General features: G+C 62.7%; 19 protein-coding genes. 8 read left to right on the top strand and 11 right to left on the bottom strand.

Annotated elements, in window-relative coordinates:
• The first annotated feature begins 634 nt into the window (after positions 1–634).
• Both AB0362_RS24235 and AB0362_RS24230 read left to right on the top strand, forming a co-directional pair.
• Positions 635–2,971: a hypothetical protein gene (locus tag AB0362_RS24235; protein ID WP_149405190.1), complete on the top strand. Its 2,337-nt coding sequence runs from the start codon at positions 635–637 to the stop codon at positions 2,969–2,971.
• Between the two features lie 239 nt (positions 2,972–3,210).
• A complete protein-coding gene (locus tag AB0362_RS24230) occupies positions 3,211–3,462 on the top strand; it encodes a GIY-YIG nuclease family protein (protein WP_283347120.1) in 252 nt (83 codons plus the stop codon).
• Positions 3,463–3,955: 493 nt separating this feature from the next.
• Here the strand turns inward: AB0362_RS24230 and AB0362_RS24225 are convergent, their stop codons facing one another.
• Both AB0362_RS24225 and AB0362_RS24220 read right to left on the bottom strand, forming a co-directional pair.
• On the bottom strand, positions 3,956–5,137 hold the full coding sequence (locus AB0362_RS24225; RefSeq protein WP_149405191.1) for a lipase family protein: 1,182 nt from the start codon (positions 5,135–5,137) through the stop codon (positions 3,956–3,958).
• Positions 5,138–5,384: 247 nt separating this feature from the next.
• Positions 5,385–6,242: an alpha/beta hydrolase gene (locus AB0362_RS24220; RefSeq protein ID WP_262498264.1), complete on the bottom strand. Its 858-nt coding sequence runs from the start codon at positions 6,240–6,242 to the stop codon at positions 5,385–5,387.
• A gap of 295 nt (positions 6,243–6,537) precedes the next feature.
• Between AB0362_RS24220 and AB0362_RS24215 the strand changes: the two genes are divergently transcribed.
• Positions 6,538–8,031: an MFS transporter gene (locus tag AB0362_RS24215; RefSeq protein ID WP_149405192.1), complete on the top strand. Its 1,494-nt coding sequence runs from the start codon at positions 6,538–6,540 to the stop codon at positions 8,029–8,031.
• A 35-nt stretch (positions 8,032–8,066) separates the two neighbouring features.
• On the opposite strand, the gene AB0362_RS24210 is transcribed toward AB0362_RS24215, so the two are convergent.
• The 3 genes from AB0362_RS24210 to AB0362_RS24200 all read right to left on the bottom strand — a co-directional run bounded on the left by AB0362_RS24210 (position 8,067) and on the right by AB0362_RS24200 (position 10,739).
• Complete coding sequence (locus AB0362_RS24210) at positions 8,067–9,251, bottom strand: PrsW family intramembrane metalloprotease (protein WP_149405193.1); 1,185 nt, start codon at positions 9,249–9,251, stop codon at positions 8,067–8,069.
• Positions 9,248–9,874: a hypothetical protein gene (locus tag AB0362_RS24205; RefSeq protein ID WP_149405194.1), complete on the bottom strand. Its 627-nt coding sequence runs from the start codon at positions 9,872–9,874 to the stop codon at positions 9,248–9,250. Before AB0362_RS24205 ends, AB0362_RS24210 begins: the two co-directional genes overlap by 4 nt.
• Positions 9,875–10,460: 586 nt before the next feature.
• Positions 10,461–10,739: a hypothetical protein gene (locus tag AB0362_RS24200; protein ID WP_149405195.1), complete on the bottom strand. Its 279-nt coding sequence runs from the start codon at positions 10,737–10,739 to the stop codon at positions 10,461–10,463.
• Positions 10,740–10,917: 178 nt separating this feature from the next.
• On the opposite strand from AB0362_RS24200, the gene AB0362_RS24195 reads away from it, so the two are divergent.
• Entirely contained in the window at positions 10,918–13,371 is a 2,454-nt protein-coding gene (locus tag AB0362_RS24195) for an excinuclease ABC subunit UvrA (RefSeq protein WP_149405196.1), read from the top strand.
• 35 nt (positions 13,372–13,406) lie between these two features.
• Here the strand turns inward: AB0362_RS24195 and AB0362_RS24190 are convergent, their stop codons facing one another.
• Both AB0362_RS24190 and AB0362_RS24185 read right to left on the bottom strand, forming a co-directional pair.
• Complete coding sequence (locus AB0362_RS24190) at positions 13,407–14,720, bottom strand: lipase family protein (RefSeq protein WP_149405197.1); 1,314 nt, start codon at positions 14,718–14,720, stop codon at positions 13,407–13,409.
• Positions 14,717–15,280 carry a TetR/AcrR family transcriptional regulator gene (locus AB0362_RS24185; protein WP_188078545.1) on the bottom strand — a complete coding sequence of 188 codons (564 nt, stop codon included), beginning with the start codon at positions 15,278–15,280 and terminating at the stop codon, positions 14,717–14,719. The genes AB0362_RS24190 and AB0362_RS24185 overlap by 4 nt, the downstream gene beginning before the upstream one ends.
• 77 nt (positions 15,281–15,357) lie before the next feature.
• On the opposite strand from AB0362_RS24185, the gene AB0362_RS24180 reads away from it, so the two are divergent.
• Positions 15,358–16,155, top strand: a complete 798-nt coding sequence (locus AB0362_RS24180; protein ID WP_149405198.1) for an SDR family oxidoreductase — start codon at positions 15,358–15,360, stop codon at positions 16,153–16,155.
• Positions 16,156–16,196: 41 nt separating this feature from the next.
• Positions 16,197–17,147: an alpha/beta fold hydrolase gene (locus AB0362_RS24175; RefSeq protein WP_149405199.1), complete on the top strand. Its 951-nt coding sequence runs from the start codon at positions 16,197–16,199 to the stop codon at positions 17,145–17,147.
• A gap of 823 nt (positions 17,148–17,970) precedes the next feature.
• On the opposite strand, the gene AB0362_RS24170 is transcribed toward AB0362_RS24175, so the two are convergent.
• The 3 genes from AB0362_RS24170 to AB0362_RS24160 all read right to left on the bottom strand — a co-directional run bounded on the left by AB0362_RS24170 (position 17,971) and on the right by AB0362_RS24160 (position 21,105).
• The gene (locus AB0362_RS24170) at positions 17,971–19,287 is read right to left on the bottom strand and encodes a PQQ-like beta-propeller repeat protein (RefSeq protein ID WP_262498265.1); all 1,317 of its coding nucleotides are present in this window, start codon (positions 19,285–19,287) and stop codon (positions 17,971–17,973) included.
• Complete coding sequence (locus AB0362_RS24165) at positions 19,284–20,663, bottom strand: hypothetical protein (protein ID WP_149405200.1); 1,380 nt, start codon at positions 20,661–20,663, stop codon at positions 19,284–19,286. Before AB0362_RS24165 ends, AB0362_RS24170 begins: the two co-directional genes overlap by 4 nt.
• A 103-nt stretch (positions 20,664–20,766) precedes the next feature.
• Positions 20,767–21,105: a hypothetical protein gene (locus AB0362_RS24160; protein WP_149405201.1), complete on the bottom strand. Its 339-nt coding sequence runs from the start codon at positions 21,103–21,105 to the stop codon at positions 20,767–20,769.
• Positions 21,106–21,174: 69 nt separating this feature from the next.
• Here AB0362_RS24160 and AB0362_RS24155 point away from each other — a divergent pair, with 69 nt between their 5' ends.
• Positions 21,175–22,404 (top strand): hypothetical protein, encoded by a 1,230-nt coding sequence (locus AB0362_RS24155; protein WP_149405202.1) that lies wholly within the window; start codon positions 21,175–21,177, stop codon positions 22,402–22,404.
• Positions 22,405–22,492: 88 nt separating this feature from the next.
• Here the strand turns inward: AB0362_RS24155 and AB0362_RS24150 are convergent, their stop codons facing one another.
• Positions 22,493–22,771, bottom strand: a complete 279-nt coding sequence (locus AB0362_RS24150; protein WP_068046628.1) for a hypothetical protein — start codon at positions 22,769–22,771, stop codon at positions 22,493–22,495.
• A 378-nt stretch (positions 22,772–23,149) separates the two neighbouring features.
• Here AB0362_RS24150 and AB0362_RS24145 point away from each other — a divergent pair, with 378 nt between their 5' ends.
• Positions 23,150–23,938, top strand: a complete 789-nt coding sequence (locus tag AB0362_RS24145) for a GGDEF domain-containing protein (RefSeq protein WP_366236172.1) — start codon at positions 23,150–23,152, stop codon at positions 23,936–23,938.
• Positions 23,939–23,953: the final 15 nt, after the last annotated feature.

Genomic DNA, 23,953 nt, shown 5'->3' with positions numbered 1-23,953 from the left:
CACTACGCGATGGCCCACCCACAACACGGGTACGACACGCCCGAGCTGCGGCTACGCCGCCTCACCGAATGTCCACCACCCCACGGGACTTACCCTGCTGACGCTAGCCCTCGTGTACAGACGAAAGTTTGAGCGTCTCGAAGAAGTGGAGAGCGCATGAACGTGGTCCTCTGTCCCGGAGGGCTATGACGATTTCGTCGAACAGCTCTAGCTCTGGCCCGTATCGACTAAAACAGGCAGTCCGCGGCTTGAAGCGCGGTAGTCCGTTTATACAGGGGGCGCAGGCCACGAGTTGGTAGGCATCACCGGTCATGTCGACTGCGACCGGCCGATCCGAGAACTCGGTCGAGCATCGTTTCGTCGACGCCGTCTATTCTTGGCGCTCGAAGCTACGTTCCATTGTTCCGGCGGAACAACGTAAGTGCGCGACAGCACACGGCTTAGAAGGGTAAGTTGCTTTATGGCAAACCATGGTGGGTCAGGTTCCGCCACGCTTGAACACCGGACTGTATCCACAGGCTTGAGGGCGCCCCGCGTCGCGATAGTCATCCCCGGTGGCCCAGATTGGCACTTTTGGGCACGAACAGCCATGCACACGGCATGTGTGACATGGGGTGGTCGTGGATTCATCCTCGTGCCGACCGAAGAGGATGTCGTCAGCCCCGTCATGGTGGCAGCGGTAGTAGCGTACGACCCTGACTACGTCGTCACCTTAGGGGTGACGTACCAAACTCTCGAGCGATTGCAACCGGGCCACATCCGCGAGACCCTCGAAAAATCTGGGATAGCCAGTGAAGATTTTGATCGTCTCGGCGCTGAGCTTGCCGAACGAGTTGTGATGTTCGAGAATCTCGAAACTGCGAGAAAGCTCCTCGTCGACCAAGTCGGTTCGTACCGCCTCATCACACCTGCTACTGGTGGGCGGACACCAACTGAGGAGATCACTCACGAGCGCGTGCGGACCATTCACGAATCCTCTGACCGAGGCCCGCTGATCGGACTCCGCTCAGTGCTAGCAACATCGGACCCGTCTGTGTTCGGAGTATCCGAGCACCTCGACGGAACGCTCGGCGTCGCGGCGACCGCACGCATCGGCCTGGTGAACGCGCCCTCACAGCCTGGCTGTGAACTGAATGGCGACGAAAAGTCGGATGTAGTCAGGTGGCTCGTGAGAACTCCCGGGTCGTATCCCATCGCTCCGCCGGCGCGCATCCTCGACACGTCCCGCACCTTGGGTGCCACGAACGGACCCAGCGCATGGGACATGTCAGTGACCGAGTTAGTAAATGTGTCAGCCGGTGACACAATACGAAACAACGGACTTCTGGTCGTGGGCGATAGCCCCGAGGACTTCTGTCTTGCTATGGCATGGGACCGAACTTACGGAGCGGGTCTCTGGATCGCAGAAGAGTGGTGGGCAGGTGGCGTTAGTGACACGTCGGCGACTCTTTTGGAAGGTCTGCACGATCTCCTCAAACTGGATCGCCGCACGGATTTGCAAGACTGGATTGTCACCTCGGTGTCGCTCGACGAAGAGCGTGTCGCGGACTTTCGTGATGCGGTCGTCACCAGCGCTTCACAGTTCAGTTCGAGTAGCGACAAGGGTCTTTCTCATGCTGATCTATCGGTTTGTGGTTTGGATGTCGACCTGATTTTCCCAAATTCAGGCAAGTATCACTTTGCGGTCGTGGACCAATATAGCAAGAGCACGACTATGCCCGTGCTGGTTGATTCTCAAGGGTCGGTAACACTCGCTGCAGCACCCAACCCGCCTCTGTTGTTGAATAATAGGCTGGCCGAAATTCGCGAGTTTTCTTGGCACGTGGATATCGATATCGCGGCGACTCTGAATCCGTCGTGCAGGTATACGCCTGCTGAATCCCTGCTCAGTCGCGACGAGCCGTCACTTCATACGTGGATTCGGACGGGCCGCCGGGGGCTGTCATACGAAGCCCCGTCGTACGGATTCGTTCCAGCAGGGGCAGCACCGGAGGATCGGTTGAGTCGGCCAAAAGTCCGAAAGCCTAGCTTATTCGCCTGGGCCGAGTCTAAAGCTGCAGGAAATGGATATACTGTCTCGTCGTCCGGTGCCGGTTTGCACGGTGAACTGCTCTCGACGATGCTCGGGTCACGCGAAGGCATCGTAGACACGATGAGTGGACAGATGAGGGCCACGCTACGCTCGTTTATCGCGGACGCGAAGAACGCGCGAAAAGAGTTTTCAGACGGAGGCGGTTGCATCGTCCGAGATAGTGTGTTCCTTACGTTCAGGGAGATGACGCGACGCTTCCCAGGTGAAACTGAAGAACTACGAGAAATACTTGACGAACACTTGTCGAAGGGATTACTGAGACGAGGGCTAGTTCTCGGCTGTGCGTTATGCAATCACGTGGTGTTCCAGCCAGTTGACAAACTTGCAAGTATAAACGAGTGTCCCAGGTGTGGTAACAGAAATGCGCTGCAGCAACCGCGTTGGCGCATACCGCATGATGAGCCGGAGTGGTTTTACGACCTGCATCCCACAGCCGTGCTCCTTATGCGACAAAACGGTGATATCCCAATGCTACTCTCCAAACATCTTCGATCCCGAACATCGCGCCAGTTCGCCTACGTGGACACTTCTGAGTTTGAGTTGAAAAAAGCTGGTAAATCCATTGCGGAGCTCGATCTATTGGCTTTGTCTGAAGGTGATGTATTTGTCGCCGAAGTCAAAATATCAAACGACATTGATTCGAAGTCAAATCGCCTCAGGACAGCACGTAAGAAGGTCTTACTTGCTGAAATCTTTGATGCGAGCCAGATTATTTTGGCCACAACTCAACGCCGCTGGGGTGAGGCGTCGGTGGCAGCGATGAACACTGCGCTCAGAGAGCTGAATCAGCGTAGATACCGTAATGTCCAGCTAAGACTCATCACAGGACTGGGTACGGAGCACGTAGAGGACCAATTTTATAGAGATTGTGCTATTTGAGCTCTAAATACTAACTTGCCTAACCAGTGCAGGACACGCGGAGTCACTAACTCGGTCGATGGCGTAGTCGCTCGTATCGTGCATACCTCGTCGGGCGTGTCGATTCGGTAGGCTGGCATTAGTCGTTAATGCGGTGGGAGCGCGGCGTCCGCAGCCCGATCACAGGAACTTAGTCGCTGCGCCCGTGATTGCGCCGGCTGAAGCCGATGGACTGGGTGTGTAAGCTTTAAGATGCGTTGGTGCCGTTCCGATTCGATGTGCACGCACTGTTCTTCGCGGACGAAGCGGTTTCGGTGGAAGCGAAATTGCGCCGACTCTTTGCGGCCCGGCTAGTGAATCAGGTCAATCAACGACGCGAGTTGTTCTCTGCGACTCCGTCCGAGGTGCTTGAGGCTTTGCGTCGCGATGTCGGTGAAGTCATTTCGTTCACCGAAGCGCCGGAAGCCGAGGAGTGCTTGGTGAGTATCGGGAGGAGATCAGCGTGTTTATGAATTGCCAGGGAAGCCACGGCTTTCCTATCGTTCGAATTCGAAGGAGAAGAGCGGGAGGTTGCCGATGATGGCTCCCAGAACGACGGCTAACAGCGTTCAGACCAGGGTGCAGATTACGAGGCTCGTGCTGTAGTTGGCGGAACAGAAGAGGCGATGGTGGTGGCTGTCGGTGTCACAGGATCCGCTGCCACTCTCCTTGGTAGCTCGACCGTTTGTCCGTCGCATTCCACAGCGGTCCGTGTTCGTTTGGCGCGGTCCGAGGCGCTCGCAGTGTGCAGAGTTCGGTATCACGAGGGTGTCACAAGTGGGTACATTCGTCCCTGGACTGTGTTGGTCGAAGATGAACGAAAAGCGTTGCAATACAATGAAAAAGGCGTCCATGTGGGTCCGCCTGAATCCACTTCTAGGGACTTAAAATCCGCACAGTGTCGGTTCGAGTCCGACTGGGGGCACCATATTCTCCCTGCTCGCAGCGCTATGTCGCTTCGGCGAGCTAACCCGAACCACTGACCGCGAATTGCTTTGCAGTCCAACGCAACGCGAATGGCAGACCGGTCATGGCACCGATGAAGTGGTCGCCTGCCACGGGCTCGTAGTGCACGTCGGCACCCTTGCTGCGCCACTGCTCGATCAGGGTAGTCACGCCGGCCTCGGGGATGAAGCGATCGCCGATCCACTTGCTCGCGGAACCGTGGAAGAACGCGACCGGCGCCGACGGCGCGTCTGCGCCCGGACGGTTCGCGGCGATCACCCGCCGCGCGATGTCGGAGTCGAACGGGTCGGGCTCGGACGCCAAGTCCTCGATTCGCATGCGTACCAAACCACCCAAGGCCAGGGGGAGCACGGACATGTCCTTCACCCACGAGGCCAACAGCAGCCCCTTCGGGCCGAACAACTCCACCATCTCGGGGTGCTCACGCGCGAGACCCATGCTCGCCGCACCCAGCAGGCCGGCCGCGACGGTGCCGTTCATGGTGTCCAGCAGCATCGAGAAGTCGGTGGGCGTTCCACCGGCGACGGCGCCCACCAACCTCACGTCCGGCGCGTACCTCGGCTGCAGTTGCGCCGTCCACGTGGTGGCGATCGCGCCGCCGCTGTAGCCGTAGGCCACAACGGGGCTGTCGGCGAGCTCCGGGGCGACGACCGTCATCCCGCGTAGCGAGTCCAGGACGGCATGCCCGGCCATCGTGCCTTCGGAGTACGACATCCGCGGGCCTTGGTGATCGGCGACGAGGACGGCGTATCCGCGGGCGAGCCAGAGCGGCATCACCGGCGGGAGGTCGGCACCGACGCCGTGCACGAGCCGGTACGACGGCGTGCTCTTGGCTCCGAGGGAATCGATGGCCACGTTGTGGGCAACGACGGGCCGCGGTCCGCGCCCGGTCCACGGCCGCTTCGGAATCAGCAGCGAGGCGGTGACGCCGGCGGGCAGACCTCGCGCGTCGGTAGATCGCACCATGAACTGATGCAGGGCGGTTCGCGGCCGGGGCACCAGACCGCGGGTCGTGCGCTGCCGAATCACCGCACCGGGTGCGAGGTCCTCGATGCCGGGAGGGGTGAGGAAGAAGGCGTCGTTGCCGATCGGGGTTGGAAGGATCGCGGCGTGGGGATCGTCCGGAGGCTCCAGGGGCAGTCGTTTGGTCAATACGCGATCGAGCACACCGAACAGAGTCATGATCCCCCGACATTCTTCTTTAGCCGTACCGATCCCCGCGGTCACCGTACAGTGCGAGGCGGTCGGTGAACGCAAAATGGAGAAGTCCCCGCGGCCCTTGGCTCCCTCGAAATCTGCACAGTGTCGTTTCGAGACCGACTGGGAGCACGGGAGTTCGTATGAATCCAGCGTTGTGAACGAGAACGGCGGGTTCCCGCCCTCTCTATCGCTGCTTCGGATACAGCTGGCGGTGACCAGACAACAGGTGTCAGTGCAGGGCGCTCAGTAGCACGGCATCGAGTTCCCCGGCGGGCAGCATCGGCAACATGTGGTGGCTGCAGCCGGGCAGGACAACGGTATGTGCGTTCGGGAGAACCTTCCCGACTGCGTCGGCAGCACGAGAACTGTTGTGCACCTTGCTCTCGCCGGCAAAGACGACGGTGACGTCCGCGGAGAGCGTCGCCCATCGATCTCCCTTGGGGCGCCGTGGGACCACTGGTTTCGCCGACGGGAAGTCGGTGCCTCGCTCGGTGAGATCGAGCCAGTCGGTGTCGACCGGCGCGTTCTGCGTTTCCCACCGGATCAGAGAACGCATACGTTCGCGAGTCGGTCGCACCAGAAGTGGCACCGCGTGCAGAAGGTACGCCAGGCGCATGCCGGCGAAACACGAAGGGGGATCCAGCAGGACGAGTGCGCCGACGCGCTCCGGTCGGTGCAGCGCGTACGCGAGCGCCACCGTTGCCCCGTACCCATGTCCGACCACCGAAGTTCGCGGGGCATCGAGCGTTTCGAGAACGTGATCGAGCCAGGACATCAGGTCATCGACCGTGCGGATCGGTGTCTCACCGACCACGCTTCGTCCGGGATCACCCATCGGGTCGATTGCGAAGACCCGGTTCTCTCGGGCCAGGGCCGCGATGTTGGCGAACCAGACGGTCGAGGTTGCTCCGCCACCGGGCAGCAGCACCACCGGAGGTCCGTCGACGGGTCCGGAGGCGTTGACTCGGGTTGTGCCGTAGTCGGATTCGACGTCGATGGCGTCGATGGGCGGCGGCCATTTCGCCAGAACACGGTCGTAAGCCGAAAAGAATCCCTCGGCTGCGGGGCTATCACTGAACCGACTCACTGAACCTCCCAAATACCTCGACGATCAAGATATTAGATCATCGTAATAAATTGGGCAACACTCCTCCGGGGGTCTGTGATCCGGAAGAGCTTGCGGTGTAGATGATTTCGCTGTTTGAACCGCAATGGCGAGTAGGCGCGGCACTAGCCGCCGATCAGCAGTCCAGCAACGAAGTCGGGTTCCTTTTGCCTGTTGCTGGCTGTTAGAGTCGGATCACCGGAAGTAAAAGCGAGGGCTTCAGCCCCGTTCATACGCCGCTCACCGAGCTGCCACTTCTCCTTGGATGGAGACGTGTATGCGCCTGAAAAATGAGCGACCAGCCAACACAGACGAGGCGCAGACCTCTTCGACGCGGCACCGTCCGCAGACGCTGAAAGCCGCCGCGGTGGCACTGGCCGGCCTTTCTGCAGTGTTTCTTTTCGAGATGCTCGACAACTCGATCCTCAACGTTGCCCTACCAACCATCGGGCGTGAACTCGGTGCATCGACCACCGCGTTGCAGTGGGTCTCCGGTGTGTACGCGGTCGTTTTCGGGGGACTGATGCTGCTGTTCAGCGCCATCGCAGACCGATTCGGCCGGCGCCGAGTAATGCTGGTCGGCCTGACATTGCTGGCGCTCGCCAGCGCGGCTACCGCCCTCGTCGAGACTCCCGAGCAGCTCATCACCGTCCGCGCCGCGATGGGCGTCGCCGCAGCCATGACCACCCCCGGCTCTATGGCGCTCGCGTTTCGGCTCTTCGATCAGGAGTCCTTACGCGTTCGAGCCCTCACCCTGATTTCGACAGTCGGCCTGGTCGGGTTGGCGATCGGACCGACGGCAGGAGGCTTCGTTCTCGCCTTCGCGCCCTGGCAGGTCCTGCTCCTGATCAACGTACCCATCGCGATTCTCGCGTTCGTCGGAATCCGCATGGGCGTCGCGAAAGACCTCCCAGAGGAGTTGCACCGCGACCCCCTCGATGTCGCTGGGGCGGTGCTCGGCACAGCCACCATCGTCCTGGCACTCCTCGCGCCGACCCTGTTCGTCGAGGTGGGTCCCGCTTCATGGACGCCGTGGGCAGCAACTGTCGGAACCCTTTCCGCAGCAGCAGTCTTCGTCGTCCGCGCTCGCACGGCGAGGTACCCGCTCCTGGACCTCGAACTCGTTGCGCTGCCCCTCGTGTCCAGCGGTCTTGCCTACAAAGCCGCGTCCGGGCTCGCCGTTGCCGGCCTCGGCTACATGGTCACACTGCAGCTGCAGTTCGTATGGAGATGGTCGCCTGCCCTCGCATCGATAGGGATGCTCCCTCAGGTCGTCGTGCTGCTCTTCAGCGGCCGCCTCGTCGCGCCGTTCCTGCGACGAGTGGGGATGAACCACGCCGCCTGGATGAGTGCGGCGGCGGTAGTGCTCGGGTTGGCGGTCTTCGCCGTAGGTAGCCGATTCGGCTATGTCTGGGTCGCTCTTGCCCTCGTCCTCGTCGCGGTAGGTATGCGCATAGTCGGTGTCGTCGCAGGTACCAACGTCATGACCGGTCTCCCCGAGAGCCGCACCACCATCGGGGCCGCCATGGTCGACACGTCGAGTCAGGTCGCCACCGGCGTCGGGATCACCGTCACCGGCACCATCATCGCGGCGCTCTTCACGGGCAACATCTCGAGTGCCACGTGGAGCGCCGAGCAAGCGGCCTCGTTCCAAACCGGAGTCACAGTGGCGGGGTTCGCCATCACGGCTGCGGCGGCAGCACTGGTGTTGCTTGGGATGAGCCGGGCGAGGGCAAGTCGTGGCGCACCAGTAGCACCGGGGGCACCGTGACGACCTGCATGCCCTGGTTCCGGTCCGGTTGTCGGTCAGCCGGCCTTGACGCGCAGACGCTCGACCTCGGAGCGAGAGTGACGCACGGCTTCGGTGTCGGCTCCGTTGTCGTTTGCAAGGTCGTGGGCGAGGTCGAGAATTGCCCGACGTAGGTGCTTGCGTGCTCGGCGCGACTTGTGGTGGGGCGCGGACTTGATGAATGCCTTTCGCGCTTTCTTGTCCAGGATGCCGTCGACCTCGGCGTCCGTCACGGTTCCTGCTTCGACCTCGGGGGCGAGGATGTCGCGGACGAACTGGTACTCGCGCGGCGCTGCTCGCCGGAACGCGATCGTCAAGACCGTGAACCCGAGCACGATGGAGCCGAGCATGACGGGGAAGGTCAGGATGCCACCTCGGCCGAGACCGCCGGCGTCGTCCCAGGTGAAGTGCAGAAACATTCCGACCAACACGAACGCCACACCGCGGCCGATCCGGCGTGGCTGGGCCGCCGTGCCGAGGATGTAGATGACACCGGTGCAGACGAGGGCACTGAACAGCGGGTGAGAGACGAAGCTGACCGCTATGCGCGTGAACGACATCTGCACGGCGTGGTCGACCGGATCGGTACCGAACGCCTGAGCTGTGGAGTTGGCGGCGTAGAGGAAGTCCTCGAAGATCGCGAACCCGAGCCCGATGAACGCGCCGACGATCAGCCCGTCGTTCGCGGTCCGAATCAATCGCGGGGCAAGGCTCATGAGGAGTATGAATCCGCAGAGCTTCGCGGCCTCTTCGGTGATCGGTGCGGTGGCTCCGGCTGCCCAGTTGGCACTCCACACTTGACCGAAAAGCTTGTTGTAAATGCTGATCATTGCGTTGTTCGCGGTGAGGGCGAATGCGAAGGTGGCCGGAATTGCGCCCCACACGAGCGCGGCGAGGATGAGTCGGCCCGGTTGGCGTTCCCATCGGTCGATATGACGGAACCAGGCGAACCACGCCAGCCCGCACAATCCGCACAGCACTGCCGAGATCGCGAAGGCGTCGGCGTACAACCCGGCCTTTGGCGCGAAGTACGCCCATACCTGGAACGCGCCGATTCCGGTCAGCACGACGAACACCCAGAAGGACAGATTGTGGGGTTTCACGAAGTGGAAGCGCTCACCCCACCCGGAGACCTCCATTGCTCTGGCCTGCCGTTGCCGGGCCCCGGAGCTGCTAGTGGTGTCGGTGCCGGTCTCGGTCATGGGTTGTTCCCGTCGACGGTGCGGATACTGGCGATCATGGTCTGGATGTTGTCGACGGCCGCGGTCATCTGAGCGGGAGGACCGTAGGCGGTGATCTTCAGACCCCTGCCGGCGATGACGAATGCTGCGACCACACCGTCGCCGGTCACGCTGCTGTAGGGCTGTGCGACACCGCTCTCGCCTGACGTCGTGGTGAGAGTGGTCCTGTCGCCGTCGACCCTGAAGGTCGGGTCGTCGGTGCGGGATGTGACCTTCTCCACTTGGTCCAACAATTCGTCCGGAGTGCCCTCGAACGTGTCCGACGAGACCTGGAAGGTGACGCCCTTCCCAGCGACGGTGGCGTCACCGGAACGACGGCTTTCGTCGTCGACACGAAAGCCGGCCTCGACATCCCAGCCGGTAGTCGGCGTGAAGACGACGGAGTCCGTGAGCGCGAGTTGCTCACCGGCGAGAACGGGGTCATCCCAGCCGATGGCCGCGTCGACACGTGGGAGGATCACGGTCCAGACGAGAAAGATCGCGACGACGAAGAGTGCCGGTGGAAACGTGCGTCGGTCGAGACCGAGCACACGATGCTCCGCCGGCACCCGATGTTTGTGTGTCGCAGCATGTATCTGTGTCACGGGTACTCCTCGGTGCTGAGTGTCGTTCGTACCCGCCCACGGACCTCATGATCGGTGCAGTCCAGCAGAGGTGGAATGAGCAGGGTGGTGCTTGCTGTTCGGTGTGAACAAGAAAATTTCGATCGGTTTGCAGCAACGAAGCTGCGGTCCCTCATTGCCAGATTCATTGATATCAAGGCAAGTGAAAATCCGTTGTGGCTCTGCTCGAAAAAAACCGAAAGTACATTTACTTCGAGCAAATCGGAAGTTCGACGCGTCGAAATACGGCAATAGCATGCCGTGTTCTGCCATCGATTTCCGCGAAGGATTCGGGAGCCACCGTAATTCTTTGTAGGTGAACCGTACGAAAGGGTCGGCGGATATTCGATCCAGCATTGTTCACGGGATGCAGCCAGGGCGGGAGCGTAGGCGGCCGTCGGTGATGATCCGATCCTCGATGTGGCCCTTGCGAAGGCTGACTACTCGGGTGCCTGCGTCCGTGCGTCGTTCGATGGCCGGCAGGTGGATGGACGACGTCGGTTGGCGAGAGGTATTGCATAGCAACCGATAACAAAGGTTTTCGTGGCACTGCTCACTCTGTCATCGTTCACACGATGGTGGCCGCGTACGCCACGAACACCACGAACATGGCCGCGCCGCCGAGGGCTGCGCTGATCATGGCCTCGCGGCCATTTGTCGCGAGGCCCTTCTCGTCCCGGCTCACCCCGACCCACCCGCACACCACAGCGGCGACACCGGTCGGGACAGCTACGAAATCTCCGATGAAGGGTACGAACGCGCAGATCAGAGCGATGATGCCCAGGATCACCGCGGCACTGCCGGCACCGTTGCGAAACAGCGGCCGTGTGCTGTACTCCTCGGCCATGCCGTCTCCTTCTTCACGGTCCTGATGCAGTGGTTGGATGCCCGTTCGTCGCTCGCGGCACGACGAGCAGACCCACCCGAAAACATACCCTCGATCTCCTCGTGGGCGCGATGGCACCGATGCATCGCATCTCGCACTTCTGGGCCCTCGGTTCGAGGATGCCAGCTAGGCTCGTTCGGTGACGGACTCAACGTGGGACGGGTACGTCCGTGTGCGCGGCGCTACCGAGCACAACCTGGCAGCTGTCGATGTCGACATACCCCGCAATGCATTCGTCGCGTTCACCGGAGTGTCGGGGTCCGGAAAGTCGTCACTGGCTTTCAGCACCTTGTACGCCGAAGCGCAGCGACGCTACTTCGAATCGGTCGCCCCCTACGCGCGTCGACTGCTTCAGCAAGTGGGCGCACCCCACGTTGCCTCCATCACCGGCCTTCCCCCAGCCGTTGCCCTGCAGCAACGCCGGGGTTCGCCCAGCTCGCGCTCCAGCGTCGGCACCATCACCACCATGTCGAACCTGCTCCGCATGCTCTACTCCCGGGCCGGTACCTATCCCGACGGTGCGCCGCTGCTGTCGGCGGAAGCGTTTTCACCCAACACTGTCGCCGGGGCCTGCCCGCGATGCGGCGGTTTGGGCGAGTTCCATGATGTGACAACGGAATTGCTCGTTCCCGATACGTCGCTGAGCATTCGTGAGGGCGCGATCGCGGCGTGGCCGGGTGCCTGGCAGGGCGCGAACCTGCGCAGCATCGTCAGCGGCATGGGTATCGACATCGACGTACCGTGGCGCACGCTGAAGAAGAAGGACCGAGAGTGGCTTCTCTTCACCGACGAGCACCCCAAGGTGTGGATAGAACCGGAAGAGGGCCGAGTCGACCACAGTTACGAAGGCAAGTTCTGGAGTGCCCGCAGCCATGTCATGCATGTTCTGTCCGACTCGAACAGCGAGCGCATGCGAGAACGCGCCCTGCAATTCACCGAGACCGTCCGCTGCCCTATGTGCTCCGGCAGCGGACTGCGCGCCGACGCGCTGGCCGTCACCATCGCGGGCCGCTCGATCGCCGAGATCAATGCGCTCTCACTGACAGAACTTGCCGCCGTACTGCGCCCGATAGCCGAACAGTCGGGGGAGACCACGGAGGTGGCGGTACGCATCACCGCCGACCTGCTGGCCAGGATCGACGTGTTGCTCGAGTTGGGCCTGGGATATCTGGCGCTCGGCCGTAGCTCGACGACGCTGTCGCCCGGCGAGACGCAGCGGTTGCGGATCGCCACTCAGCTCCGTTCGGGTCTGTTCGGGGTGGTGTACGTGTTGGACGAACCCTCCGCAGGACTGCATCCCGCCGATGCCGAGCCACTGCTCGACGTCCTGGACCAGCTGAAGGCGTCGGGAAACTCCTTGTTCGTCGTCGAACACGACATGGACGTGGTGCGCCGCGCCGACTGGGTGGTCGACATCGGACCCGCAGCGGGTGAGGGCGGCGGACGGGTGCTGTACAGCGGTCCCGTCGCGGGTTTGGAGGAGATCGAGGAGTCGGTCACCAGTAGGCACCTCTTCGGTCGAGCGGAATCCGTGCAGCGGGAGGCGCGCCCCACCCAGGGCTGGCTCACTCTGGCCGGGGTCACCCGGCACAATCTGCGGGAGTTGACGGCGGACTTCCCGCACGCGGTCCTGACGGCAGTAACGGGTGTGTCGGGCTCCGGCAAGTCGACACTCGTCAGCCAGGTCTTGTTCGAGGTGGCGCGCCACCGACTCGAGACCGCGGCAGACGAGGACGACGGCATGCAGATCGAGGTCGACGTGGCCGAGGTCTCCGGAATCGAGACGTTCACCCGCCTGGTCCGGGTGGATCAACGGCCCATCGGCCGAACACCCCGATCGACGCTGGCCACCTACGTCGGAATGTTCGACATCGTCCGCAAACTGTTTGCCGCCACCGATGAGGCGAAGGCCCGCGGATGGGCACCTGGACGGTTCTCCTTCAATGTCGCGGACGGACGATGCCCCACCTGCCAGGGCGACGGTTTCGTCGAGGTGGAGCTGCTGTTCCTCCCCGGCACCTATGGTCCCTGCCCCACCTGCCACGGTGACCGGTACAAACCGGAGACTCTCGAAATAACGTGGCGTGACAGGACAATTGCCGAGGTACTGCACATGTCGGTGGACGAGGCTGCGATGTTCTTCGCCGACATCACGGGAGCATCCCGCAGTCTGGAGACGTTGCGCGACATCGGGCTCGGTTACCTTCGACTCGGTCAACCCGCCACCGAGCTGAGCGGCGGTGAAGCGCAGCGCATCAAGATTGCCACCGAATTGCAGCGCACCCGACGCGGCACTGCCCTGTATCTTCTGGACGAACCGACCGCAGGGCTGCATCCCGCCGACGTCGCACTACTCATGCGCCAGCTGCACCTGCTTGTCGACGCCGGCAACACCGTGGTGATGGTGGAGCACGACCTGGATGCCATAGCCTCCGCAGACTGGGTCATCGATCTCGGTCCCGGTGGTGGCGACAACGGGGGCTCCGTGGTATCAACCGGGACGCCTGCCGAAGTCGCGGTGTCCCCGAACAGCATCACGGGACCGTATCTGGCTCGACGGCTCCGATCCTCGACTGCCGCTTCGTCCAATTGAGCTTCAGCATCTCCGGGTCTCGATGTGGTTGTGTATCAACCGATTCGGCCGGCGAATGCGCGTCCGGTGGACACGGCGAGTCCGAGCAATCCGCGCAACCCCGGCAAAGATCCGGCCAGTGACCACACGGTGATCGTCGACGATTCGTCGGTCGGCTTGCCCGCGAAGCGATCCGAGAGCCAATCCAGAGTGACGGGGGCTGCTATCGGGTGCAGCGACAGGTGTTCGCTGAGACGATCGCGGATGTAGGTGACGTTCGCTCCCGCAGCGCGATACCGGCGTACTTGCCCGTCCACGTCGTCGACGTCGATCATCGGATCATGCACCGCCTGCACCACGAGAAGCGGAAACTCGGGTGCCGACTTGCCGGGCTGGATATCCTGAAAAATCTGCACCATCTCGGGTGTCGCCAAGAGGTCTGCCATCGGCATATCGAGGTGCCGCTCCAGATCGTGCATCACCATGGACGCGACGGCGTGCACTGTCGTCTTGCGGTGCAGGGATGAGAGGGTCTCGAGCCCGGCAGCAGCGACGTGTTCGCGAACGAGGCGGTCGAGTACGGGGTAGGTGCGACGGAGGCCTTCCACCACCATCGCGGGCAGCGCCGCGAAGATCGTGCCGTTGAGGCGGGAGAATGCAGATCCGGGGTCGCCGACGGGCGATCCGAGTGCTGCGCCGACGATGTCGAGTTCAGGGGCGTAGCCGGCCGCAGCCTCGGCGGCCCATGACGTCGCCAATCCGCCGCCCGAGTACCCCCACAGCGCGACAGGGGTGGTGGCTGTGAGGTCGAGCGGCTCGAAAGACAGTGCCGCGCGGACGCCGTCGAGTGTGCAGTAACCGGGCTCGATCGGTGCTCCCCACAGCCCGTCCATGCCCTCGTGATCGGGAAGGGACAGAACCCATCCGCGGCGCAGTGCGTACAGGATGATCATGAACTCGAACTGCGGTACGGAGCCGACGGCTCGAGCGCCCGCCCGCAGAACGTAGGACGGGAAACACCGATCCGACACGGCGTCGATCGCGCACTGATAGGACAGCAGTGCTCGCTCCGGTCGCGCTCGGCCCCCGACGGGAAGAACCACCGTCGTGACCGCGACACGCGCTGCCCCGTCGAGGCTGGTGGTCCGGTACAGAAGTTGCCACGCCGACACCTTCTGCCGAATGACACCGAACAACGCGAGGGTCACCGCGCGGGACCGCAATACGGTCCCCGGCTCCGCATACTCGAAACCGGCAGGTGCCCGATAGAACGGGTCCATGCTGGGAATTGCGATGATCGATTCCGAGTCGGCGTGGTCGGCCGCGGCTCGCGGACGACCGGTCGACGCGGTATCGGGTTCGGTACTCATAGTGGATTACTTCCTGATGAGGGTGCGATGGTGTCGACGAGTTGCTCGATGACTGCTCGGGAGACTTCTGGCGACGCCGCGTGAGTCAGCAATCCCTCGACGACGAACGTACCGATACGGAGCATGGCATCGGCCGCCTTTCCGGGCAGTCCTGCAGCCGCGATATCGGCGGCAAACAGCGATTCCGCGAAGGCATGAAACCCGTTGTGCCACTGATCGATGGCCTCGGACTCGGTCACCCGATCGTGCACGGTGGAGACCAGTGGGCCGACTCTGCGGAGCCGCTCCACCAGCCAGAACAGCCGGTCGACAAGTGGTAGATCGACGATCTGGAGATAGTCCGTGGCGTCCTCGGCGGCGATTGCCGTCAGAACAGCGACCAGGATGTCGTCCTTGTCTCCGAAGTACCAATACAGCGTGTTCGCAGTGACGCCTGCTGCTTTCGCCAGACGACTGATCGAGGTGCGATCGAAGCCGTCGGACACGAACATTTCGCGGGCGGCGACCACGATGTCCTCGCGCTTGCTCTCCCGGTCGTGAAGTCCGCGATTCCTGGGCATACGACCAACCATATCTTGAATGGTCTTCAAGACCCTGCTACCTTCCTTGAATACCGTTCAAGAGTGGAGGCCCGTCGATGGCGAAGACCGGAAGAACCGCGCTGATCACCGGAGCATCAGCGGGCATAGGCGCGGCATTTGCTCGACACCTCGCCGCCGAAGGGCACAACCTCGTGCTCGTCGCGCGACGCGAGGACCGGCTCACCGCCCTGGCGGACGAGCTGTCGTCTCGGCACGATGTGCGATGCGACGTCGTGCCCGCGGATCTCGCCGATCCCGCTGCGCCCCGGGCCATCGTCGAAGAAACGAAATCCCTCGGCGTCGACGTCGACATCCTTGTCAACAACGCGGGCATGTCGGGGAACTCCACCTTCGCAGATGCGCCGTTCGACGCACTCGCCGCGGAGATACAGGTGATGATCACTGCCGTCACCGAACTCTCTCATCTCACGGTGCCCGGCATGAAAGAACGCGGATACGGCCGAATCGTGAATCTGTCGTCGTTGGCGGCATTGCTTCCCCCTGGTGCAAGTCTGCTGTACACCGGAATCAAGTCCTATGTGCTCGACATCTCGCAAGCACTCGACATGGAGTTGCGGCCGCATGGCATCCACGTGACTGCGCTCTGCCCCGGCTTCACCCACAGTGAGTTCCACGACGTGATGGGAACCCGAGATGCAGCGACCTCCAAGCTGCCAGCTCTTCTGTGGCAGAGCCCCGAGGACGTCGTCCGAGAAGGTTGGCAGGCCGTGAACAACGGCACGCCGGTGTGCGTGCCCGGGATGGTCAACAAGGTGACTGCTGCTGCCGCGAAGCCGATTCCGACTCGCATCGGCTACTACCTCGGCAAGACCCTCAATCCTTTCAAGCTGTGAGATCCGATCACCACCCTGCTGTAGAACAGAGAGACGAACGCATGACCACCGACGAACATTCCGGCTTCACCCGTACCGAAACGTCGTTTGTGTCGGACGGAGTTCGTTGCGCGGCAACGGTCTTTCGTCCCGCGGTGTCCGCCGCCGTGCCACTACCGGCAATCGTGATGGCGCACGGATTCGGCTCACCTCGGGCGATGCGCCTGTACGCCTACGCCGAGCGTTTCGTCGAGGCCGGCTACGTGGTCTGCGTCTTCGACTATCGGTACTTCGGGGACAGTGAGGGCGAACCGCGCCAGTTGTTGGAAGTGGATGCTCAGCTTGCCGATTGGCGAAACGCAGTCGACTTCGCTCGCTCTCTCGACGGCGTCGACGAGAACCGAATCGTCGGGTGGGGCACGTCCTTCGCCGGCGGCCACGTACTCACGTTGGCGGGCAACGGCGTTCGGTTCACAGCGGTCATCGCACAGGTGCCCCACATCGACGGTATCGCCGCCGTTCGCGCAACCGGGTTCAGGCAGGCACTGCGGCTGGCACCGGCCGCCATCACCGACAGCGTCCGCGCCGCCCTCGGACGGTCGCCGCACTACGTCGACAGTGTCGGGCTACCTGGCACACGCGCTGTGATGGTCTCACCCGACGCGATGAAAGGGCGTGACCGCCTGGTCCTCGAGTCGGGCCTGACCGACGGCGACTACCCCGAGACCGTGGCGGCGCGGATACTGCTGAAAATCTGGCGGTACTCCCCGGGTCGCACGATGTCGGCAATCGACTGCCCAACGCTGGTGCAGATCGCGTCCGAGGATTCCGTCACCCCGGCGTCCGTCGCGCAACGCGCCGCGGCGAAAGTTCGCAAAGCCAAGGTGCGCACCTATTCGGGCGGTCACTTCGATCCGTACGTCGAACCCCTGTTTTCATCGGTCATCGGTGATCAACTCGCATTCCTCGCCGACAACGTGCCCTTGAAATTGCGTACGGTTCCCTCCATCTGATCGTGCGGTTCGCTGCACCCGTCGTTCTCGGATTGGATCACCATGCCCGACGGTACGAACAACTCTGAACTTTGGCTGTTGCGAACATATTTCGGCGATGGCGACGATCCCGCGTGGACGAGCCTGACGGAGCAGGCCCGCCACACGCGATCTTCGGTGTCAGGTGCCGCGCTGGTCGTTTCCTCGGACCGAACGCAGTGTCAGCAACGTATTCGTCGGGTCCTCACGAGACTGGCCACGCGTGCCGAGGCGAACGACGGCTTGTACGTTGTCATTGCAGACAAGCAGACGTTCGTGCGCCACGATCGAATGCTGCTCACCATCGATTGTTCTGCAGTGACACGAAACGCCGAACGTCTTCCCACCATCCATATGGCCCCGCCCGATGCCTTTCGGTTGGGGATAGATGGCCGATCGCCGAATACCCGGCGCTCGATCGAGCCGGTTCGCCGACCGACAACGGAACTCGAACCTGCACAGATCGATTCCGAGCGAACGGTCGCCGAACTCACGGCAAGCGTAGGCGACGCGATCCGAGCCAGTCTGCGGTGGCGAACGGAGATGACGCGAGACGGTTCCTGTGGGTAGACACCGGGAATCGCCGTCGAGAACCCACGGATATCACCCACCGGTCTTCCCCTCACAGTTGAGCAATGGGCATCCGGCCTGTGCGCATTCTGGACCGAGATGGTCGCCTACGGACGCATCGGCGACTTCCGTGCGCCCTGGGTAGGACGGTGACGAATCTACTAGTTTCCCAAGCGCCGGATCGGATGTCGCAACGATCGCGGTTCGGTCGAAGCAGATCGACCTGAGTCGAGGCTCAACGAAGCAAGTTCATTCGCTTCTCGTTGACTGCCACAACGCCGCCGCCAGTGGCAAGCAGTGCAACCCTCTCGGACCGTCCACCGGTATTGCCGAGCAAATCCTCGATCGCGATTGTTTCGAGGCGAGCGCCGGTTTCGGGCTCGATCGCGAGGATCTCCCGAGAATCGGCTACATAGGCCAGGCCCTCGCGCACAGCGGTAGGCATGAAAGGTAGAGATTCGACGTCGGGACCCCACGCCGGATCCCCGGTGAACAGGTTGCGTGCGAGTGGACCGATACCCAAGACGACATCACCGACAATCGCGATGTCCCCCCCGGTGCCGGCGTCGTCCGAGGTCCACAGTTTCTGCCCCGTCGTAGGGTCGAAGGCGCTGCTGCCCAACACAACCGGATCGTCGGGGTCGTTCGCTGCGTCGACCGTCGTGCGCTGGTAGACCTCTTCGTCGGTGGTCGCGACAACTCGTCCGGTGGAATCGACCAGGTCGGTGCGAAACTCGAACAGGTCAGAGCATCGGCGGCCGGCAAGAACGTAGATCTGATCGCCTCGATCGAACTGGTCGCGCGCGCAGTCGGGGGACGAGATGTTGTCGGTGATGTCACCGGATCTGGAGTCGAACAGTGCTGTGCCCGAGGAGAACCGGGCCACTCCCGCATTGCCTGCGAACGCGAGGATTTCTCGTGAGTTGTACGGGTCGACCCAGGTGTCGTCGAGGGTGAGGGACCACGACGCGTCGGGGTCGTCGATCGTTCCTCGATGGATCCGGACGGTGTACCCGTCATTCTCGCCCTCGACCACGTAGAGGTCTTCGCCGTCGGTGCCGACTGAGAATATGTTCCAGTCGGTATCGTGTCGGGTGGCGGTTCCGGTTGCACTGTCGATCGTCACGATCTGATCGGTGCTCCGGCACAGCAGCAGTGTGTCGAGTACGTGGGACGAACAACTTTCGATCCCGTCGGCGGGTGTTTTCCACCGCACCAGACCGGTTGCCGCATCGAACCCGATCAGTTGGGACTGCTCGAACTCGTCCGTCTCCTGATTGATCAACCCTGCCTTGGCGACAAGAATGTCGTCGGCGTCTATGACGCCGCCCTCGACCTCGCCGAATCGTCCACCCACGGGATCATCGAAGGTGGCGAACGGATTGCCGAGCACGTCGGCGGCGTCGAGCGTCCACACAGCGCCGGGCGACGTCGGAGTCTGTGCTGCAAAGGGTTCGGCGTCATGGGGGCCCGTTGCCACCAGCGCGACGGCCGCGCCGACGCTTACGAAAGCCACCGCAGCGGTGACGGCAAGCCGTCGGTACGGGTTCACAGCACATCCAATCCGTCGGCGGTGGCAATGGTGCGCAATGTGTTTGCGCTCAGTGGTTCGTCCGGACGCTCGGCGTGCGATCGGACTTCGACCTCGGTTCCCGACGGGTAGGTGACGGTCACGGTACGGCGCATCCCGCCGTTCGGTCCCTCGGGCAGTGCAGGCGAGTACGAATAGGGTGCCTCTTCGATCCGCAGCACCGCACCGCCGTCGAGCGTCTCGAAGTCGGTCGGCCGATTCTGGTAGGCGGGGTCGTAAATGTCCGGCATCACGGGGAGTTCCTGTCCGCCTCGTATGGATATGGTCAGGTCGGCACCGGTGCCGACGGCATCGACGTGCGTACACACCACACCGGTCTCGAAGTCGGCGAGCCTGAGCGTGTTCAATCCGGGATCGAACCGCTCACCTGCATCGACGCGCTCCAACGCGGTGTTCAAGTTGGTGGCGAGTTCCGCGTCGATCGCTGTGTCGCCGGAGAAGAGGCCGAAGGAGTCGTCGCATCCTTCGCGAGGTTCGGGTGTGTCGGCGGGGACAGGTGCCGATATCCGCAGCTCCGGTAGTGTCACAAGAGCTTTCAGCTCATCGATGGTGAGAACGATGTCGCGGTCTCCGGTGTTGGTCGACTGAAATCCCTCAGCGTCCGATGCGGTTGCGGTGATGTGCGTGCCGTCGGGTGCGTAGGCGGTGACCGTGCGGTAATTGGTTCTCGTACCGCCGAATTCGGACCACGATACGTTGGTGTCGACCACGGTGCCGTCCGCCGATGTCGTGCGTTCCTGCACTGATCCGGCCCTGCACGGTGGCACACCCGTGTTGTCCTGCGCCACGGATACTGCCAGCAGGCCTAGTGTGTTGCCGCGTCCGAGCTCGGCCGATGCCGTTGCCCAACCGGGTTCCTGAGGCTGGCCTGGTTCGCTGGAGGTTTGGGGGATCGGCTGAAACACCAATGACTCGCGCAGGCTTGCGAACAGAACCTCGACACCATGCGGAAGGGCTTCGGCGACAGCATCGGTCATCATCACCGACCTGGGTCCCGAGTACCACGAGGCCTGAGGGTTGTCGTATGCATCCTCGCTGGTGGTGATCCGTCCCCACACCGATGACGTCCCGTCCGGAGGTTCGACGACGTCGCATCCGGAGATAGCCGTCGGGAATATCGCCTCGGGCGTTCTGTAGGTGGTGTCGACGGGTGCAGAAGGGCCAGGAGTGATGGAGTGTGTGGTGGTCGTGGCTACTGACTCGGCGCGGTTCTCGGGCTGCTCTGGCGGTGCGCCGCGCTCGACGAGCGCTGCTACGCACACCCCGATGGCGACGATGGACACGATCGTGAGCGCATCGGCCCACATCCCGGCACGCTGAGGACCAAGTCTGCTCACCGCGTCAAGATACCTGTCATGTGCATCCGATCCGCGCACGGTTCAAAGCTGACCAAAACCGCAATGATCCCCGGTCTCTCTGCGGGCCAGGGCAACTGAATCATCAGAACAGTTGCTCGAACTGGTACCAGTCGCCGTCGAACTTTTCGTACCCGATATCGCCCTCGTGCTGGGGCTCACCGATATACGGTGCGCCGTCGGGGAAGTGCGCCAGGCCGATGGAGTTCAACAGTCCGCCTTCGATGAAGAACAGGCAACCGCCCTCGACGGGCTGGGTCCGATACACCCGGTAGACACCGAGGGTGGTGCCTTCGAACGACTGCACGCAGTGGTCCGCTGCGGTGCTGAGCGAGCGTTCGACACTGCGAACGCAACCTTCGGCGGCGATGCTCGGTAGGTCGCCATCGCCCAGCGCTCCGTTACACACGCTGAGAACGGTCACATTGTGACAGGGTGGGCGCGTGAGAAACCTGTGGGTGTCGATGCCAGCGGTCATCACTCGGGTGACGCGATGAATACCGCTGCACGACGACTACTTCCCCCCGTCACCGTTCTCGTCGGTGCGTTCACGGCGGTCCTGGCTTTGACGACGCCGGTACCGCGCAATTTTGCGTTCGTTGCTGGCGGCGACAGGCTCGATATCCTGCTCGACAGTAGCGCGTCCGCCTGGTCACTCGGCGCGATCGTTGCCGTCGTCACCGCGGTATTCGCGACGCGGAAGCAATCAGCTCTCATTGTGGCAGCCGTTGGCGTCGCGGCCCTGTCGGTTCTACTGTCGGTGCCGATTCCTGCAGAACTGCAGCTTCGGGCGATCGCAGCCGGTTTGATCCTGGGTGGTGCCGCGGCGGTGACCGCCCTCAGTCGAATCCTGCAGCACGCGTTGCTGTTCGGCGCTATCGGCGGTCTGGCGGCATCGAGTGTGTTGCAGAACGTCCCCAGCCAGTACGTGGACTACGCCGGTTCCGCCTTCCAGCAGGCACCGCAGACGCCAGTGCTGCTCGCCCTGGTCGTCTTCGCGGCGCTGCTGGCGGTGTCGTCGTGGGCGAAAGTGTTCGAGGAAGTATCGCCGGTGCAGTCGCGCGGTCGAGTGCTCGCGGTGGGGATCGTCATTCCTCTCGTGGGTCTGGTCTTGTACTGGCTGTTCGAGCGGTCGGTGAACTCGCTCGGTCCGGGCGGTGCAATGCAGAACCGGTGGTTCTTGGGTCTCGCGGTCATACCGCTACTTGTCGGTGCGGCGTTTGTGCTGCCCGCGGTGACAGGAGCGATCCTGCTTGCGGCACTTGCCTTCCTATCGGCCCCGACAGTGGGATCCCTGACGTGGGGGACAGCTTTGGTGTTCGTCGCGATGTTGGTGCTGGGCGGGGTGGTCGGCCATCGTCGGCCGTCTCCGATGGTGGGGTTCGTAGTACTGGCCGTCGTCGCAGCTACGGGAGTGTTCACCGGCCCACCCTTGGACACCGTCAATATCGTTGCGACCCTCGTGGTTCTGCCGCTCGGAGTGGGCGTGGCGTATGCGTCGTTGTTGCCGACAACCGCCCCTGTTGCGGTGATGTCGGTGACGACGCCCATCGTGGTATCGGTTCCCGTCGTCGCCGAATTCGGTTGGACCGCTTACTCTCCGCTGGTCGAGCTCGAGCCCACGTTCTCGCCGAGCACGTGGGTGTGGGTGTCGACGGGCATCTCTGTGGTGTCGGTTCTGGTGGCGGGTGCGGCTCTGGTCGTGTTGAGGCGAAGGGAATAGTCCGACCGGAGATGCCGATTCTGCGCAATCGTGCGAGAGGTATTGCACAGCAATCGATGCATGAGATTTTCGTATTACTGCTCATCGTTCACACAACGGTGGCCGCATATGCCACGAACACCACGAACATGGCCGCGCCGCCGAGAGCTGCGCCGATCATGGCCTCGCGGCCATTGGTCGCGTGGCCCTGTTCGTCCCGACCGACGCCGACCCACCCGCACACCACCGCGGCGACACCCGTGGGGATAGCGACGAAATCCCCGATGAAGGGTACGAACGCGCAGACCAGAGCGATGATGCCCAGGATCAGTGCGGCGCTGCCGGCGCCGTTGCGAAAAAGCGGCCGTGTGGAATGTTCCTCGGCCATGCCGCCTCCCTCTTCGCGGTCCTGATGCAGCGACTCGATGCCCGTTGGTCTCACGCGACACGGCGAGCTCATACACCAAAACATACCCTCGCGATGCTCGCAGGCGCGACGACACCGATGCACTGCATCTTGCCGCCCACGTGCCATCGAGGGGTATCTCTCGCCGGTCTGGATCTTGTCGGCGAGGTCGGTGTCCGTACATAGCACGGGACCGATTCGGCCCGACGGCTTCGACCCTGAACTGGGCTGTCGGTCAGCGCGGCGTAGTTTCTCGCCGTAGGCTTCAGTAACGGCTCGGGGGCCCGTGTGCGCCTACTTCCGCGACAGTCGTTCACTGCGTGCGAGGTGTCGAATTGTCAGGAGTTGCTTGTGCCTCGGATGTGCAGCCATTCGCCCCCGTGCGTTCGGCCCGTGCCGGATGCCGGTGACGATCGTGACGTCGCGGCAGCGGCTCGCGACGCCGTAGCCGATCGAGCCGACCGTGCTGCTGATGCCCGTGATGCGGTGGCCCTGAGCTTGGATTGTGACGACCGATCACACGATCAGTGCCACGGGCGGGGCCGAGCGTATCGGCTCACCGCGGCCGGTGACCGTGCCCGGGCCGGCGCGGATAGGTCCGCGTCGCGCCAGGATCGGATCGCAGCAGCGCATGATCGCCGTACTTCGGCCACCCATGACCTGACCTCTGCATACCGCCGGGACGCGGGGATCGGTCAACTCGAACGCAGCCTCGGTATCGCCCGCGACTCGGGTACCGCCATGGTCGTTTGTTTTGTCGATGTGGACGGCCTCAAGACCATCAACGACACCGACGGACATCCGGCCGGTGATCGCATACTCCGACGGGTCGCCGAGGTCATCGATGATCATTTGGACTGCGACGACACCCTGTTGAGGTACGGGGGTGACGAGTTCATCTTCTCCGTGCTCGGTCCGGCTGCTCTCGACATCGACGACACCACCGATGCAATCGAAGCGAGACTTCGCGAAAGCGATGACATAGCGATCACATGTGGCATCGCGTTCGCGCGCGAGAGGGACACAGTCGCCGATGTGATCGAAAATGCAGACAGGGAGCTGTACCGCCAGCGCCGTGCCTCCCGGACCACAGTTGCTCCACCTACGGCCGCAGACGCGATTCCTGGTCACCGACCGGCCCGATCATGATGAAGAGGAGCACGA

The sequence above is a fragment of the Rhodococcus sp. NPDC079359 genome (genome assembly GCF_040702585.1).
In the GTDB taxonomy this organism is placed as follows: Bacteria; Actinomycetota; Actinomycetes; order Mycobacteriales; family Mycobacteriaceae; genus Rhodococcoides.
This window is presented reverse-complemented; position numbering and strand designations above follow the sequence as displayed.

Excerpts from the sequence above, each read along its gene's own strand:
- AB0362_RS24225 (WP_149405191.1), bottom strand. The coding sequence starts at position 5,137 with ATGACTCTGTTCGGTGTGCTCGATCGCGTATTGACCAAACGACTGCCC.
- AB0362_RS24180 (WP_149405198.1), top strand. The coding sequence starts at position 15,358 with ATGGCGAAGACCGGAAGAACCGCGCTGATCACCGGAGCATCAGCGGGC.
- AB0362_RS24155 (WP_149405202.1), top strand. The coding sequence starts at position 21,175 with ATGAATACCGCTGCACGACGACTACTTCCCCCCGTCACCGTTCTCGTC.
- AB0362_RS24215 (WP_149405192.1), top strand. The coding sequence starts at position 6,538 with ATGCGCCTGAAAAATGAGCGACCAGCCAACACAGACGAGGCGCAGACC.
- AB0362_RS24200 (WP_149405195.1), bottom strand. The coding sequence starts at position 10,739 with ATGGCCGAGGAGTACAGCACACGGCCGCTGTTTCGCAACGGTGCCGGC.
- AB0362_RS24150 (WP_068046628.1), bottom strand. The coding sequence starts at position 22,771 with ATGGCCGAGGAACATTCCACACGGCCGCTTTTTCGCAACGGCGCCGGC.
- AB0362_RS24185 (WP_188078545.1), bottom strand. The coding sequence starts at position 15,280 with ATGCCCAGGAATCGCGGACTTCACGACCGGGAGAGCAAGCGCGAGGAC.
- AB0362_RS24175 (WP_149405199.1), top strand. The coding sequence starts at position 16,197 with ATGACCACCGACGAACATTCCGGCTTCACCCGTACCGAAACGTCGTTT.
- AB0362_RS24145 (WP_366236172.1), top strand. The coding sequence starts at position 23,150 with ATGTGCAGCCATTCGCCCCCGTGCGTTCGGCCCGTGCCGGATGCCGGT.
- AB0362_RS24210 (WP_149405193.1), bottom strand. The coding sequence starts at position 9,251 with ATGACCGAGACCGGCACCGACACCACTAGCAGCTCCGGGGCCCGGCAA.
- AB0362_RS24190 (WP_149405197.1), bottom strand. The coding sequence starts at position 14,720 with ATGAGTACCGAACCCGATACCGCGTCGACCGGTCGTCCGCGAGCCGCG.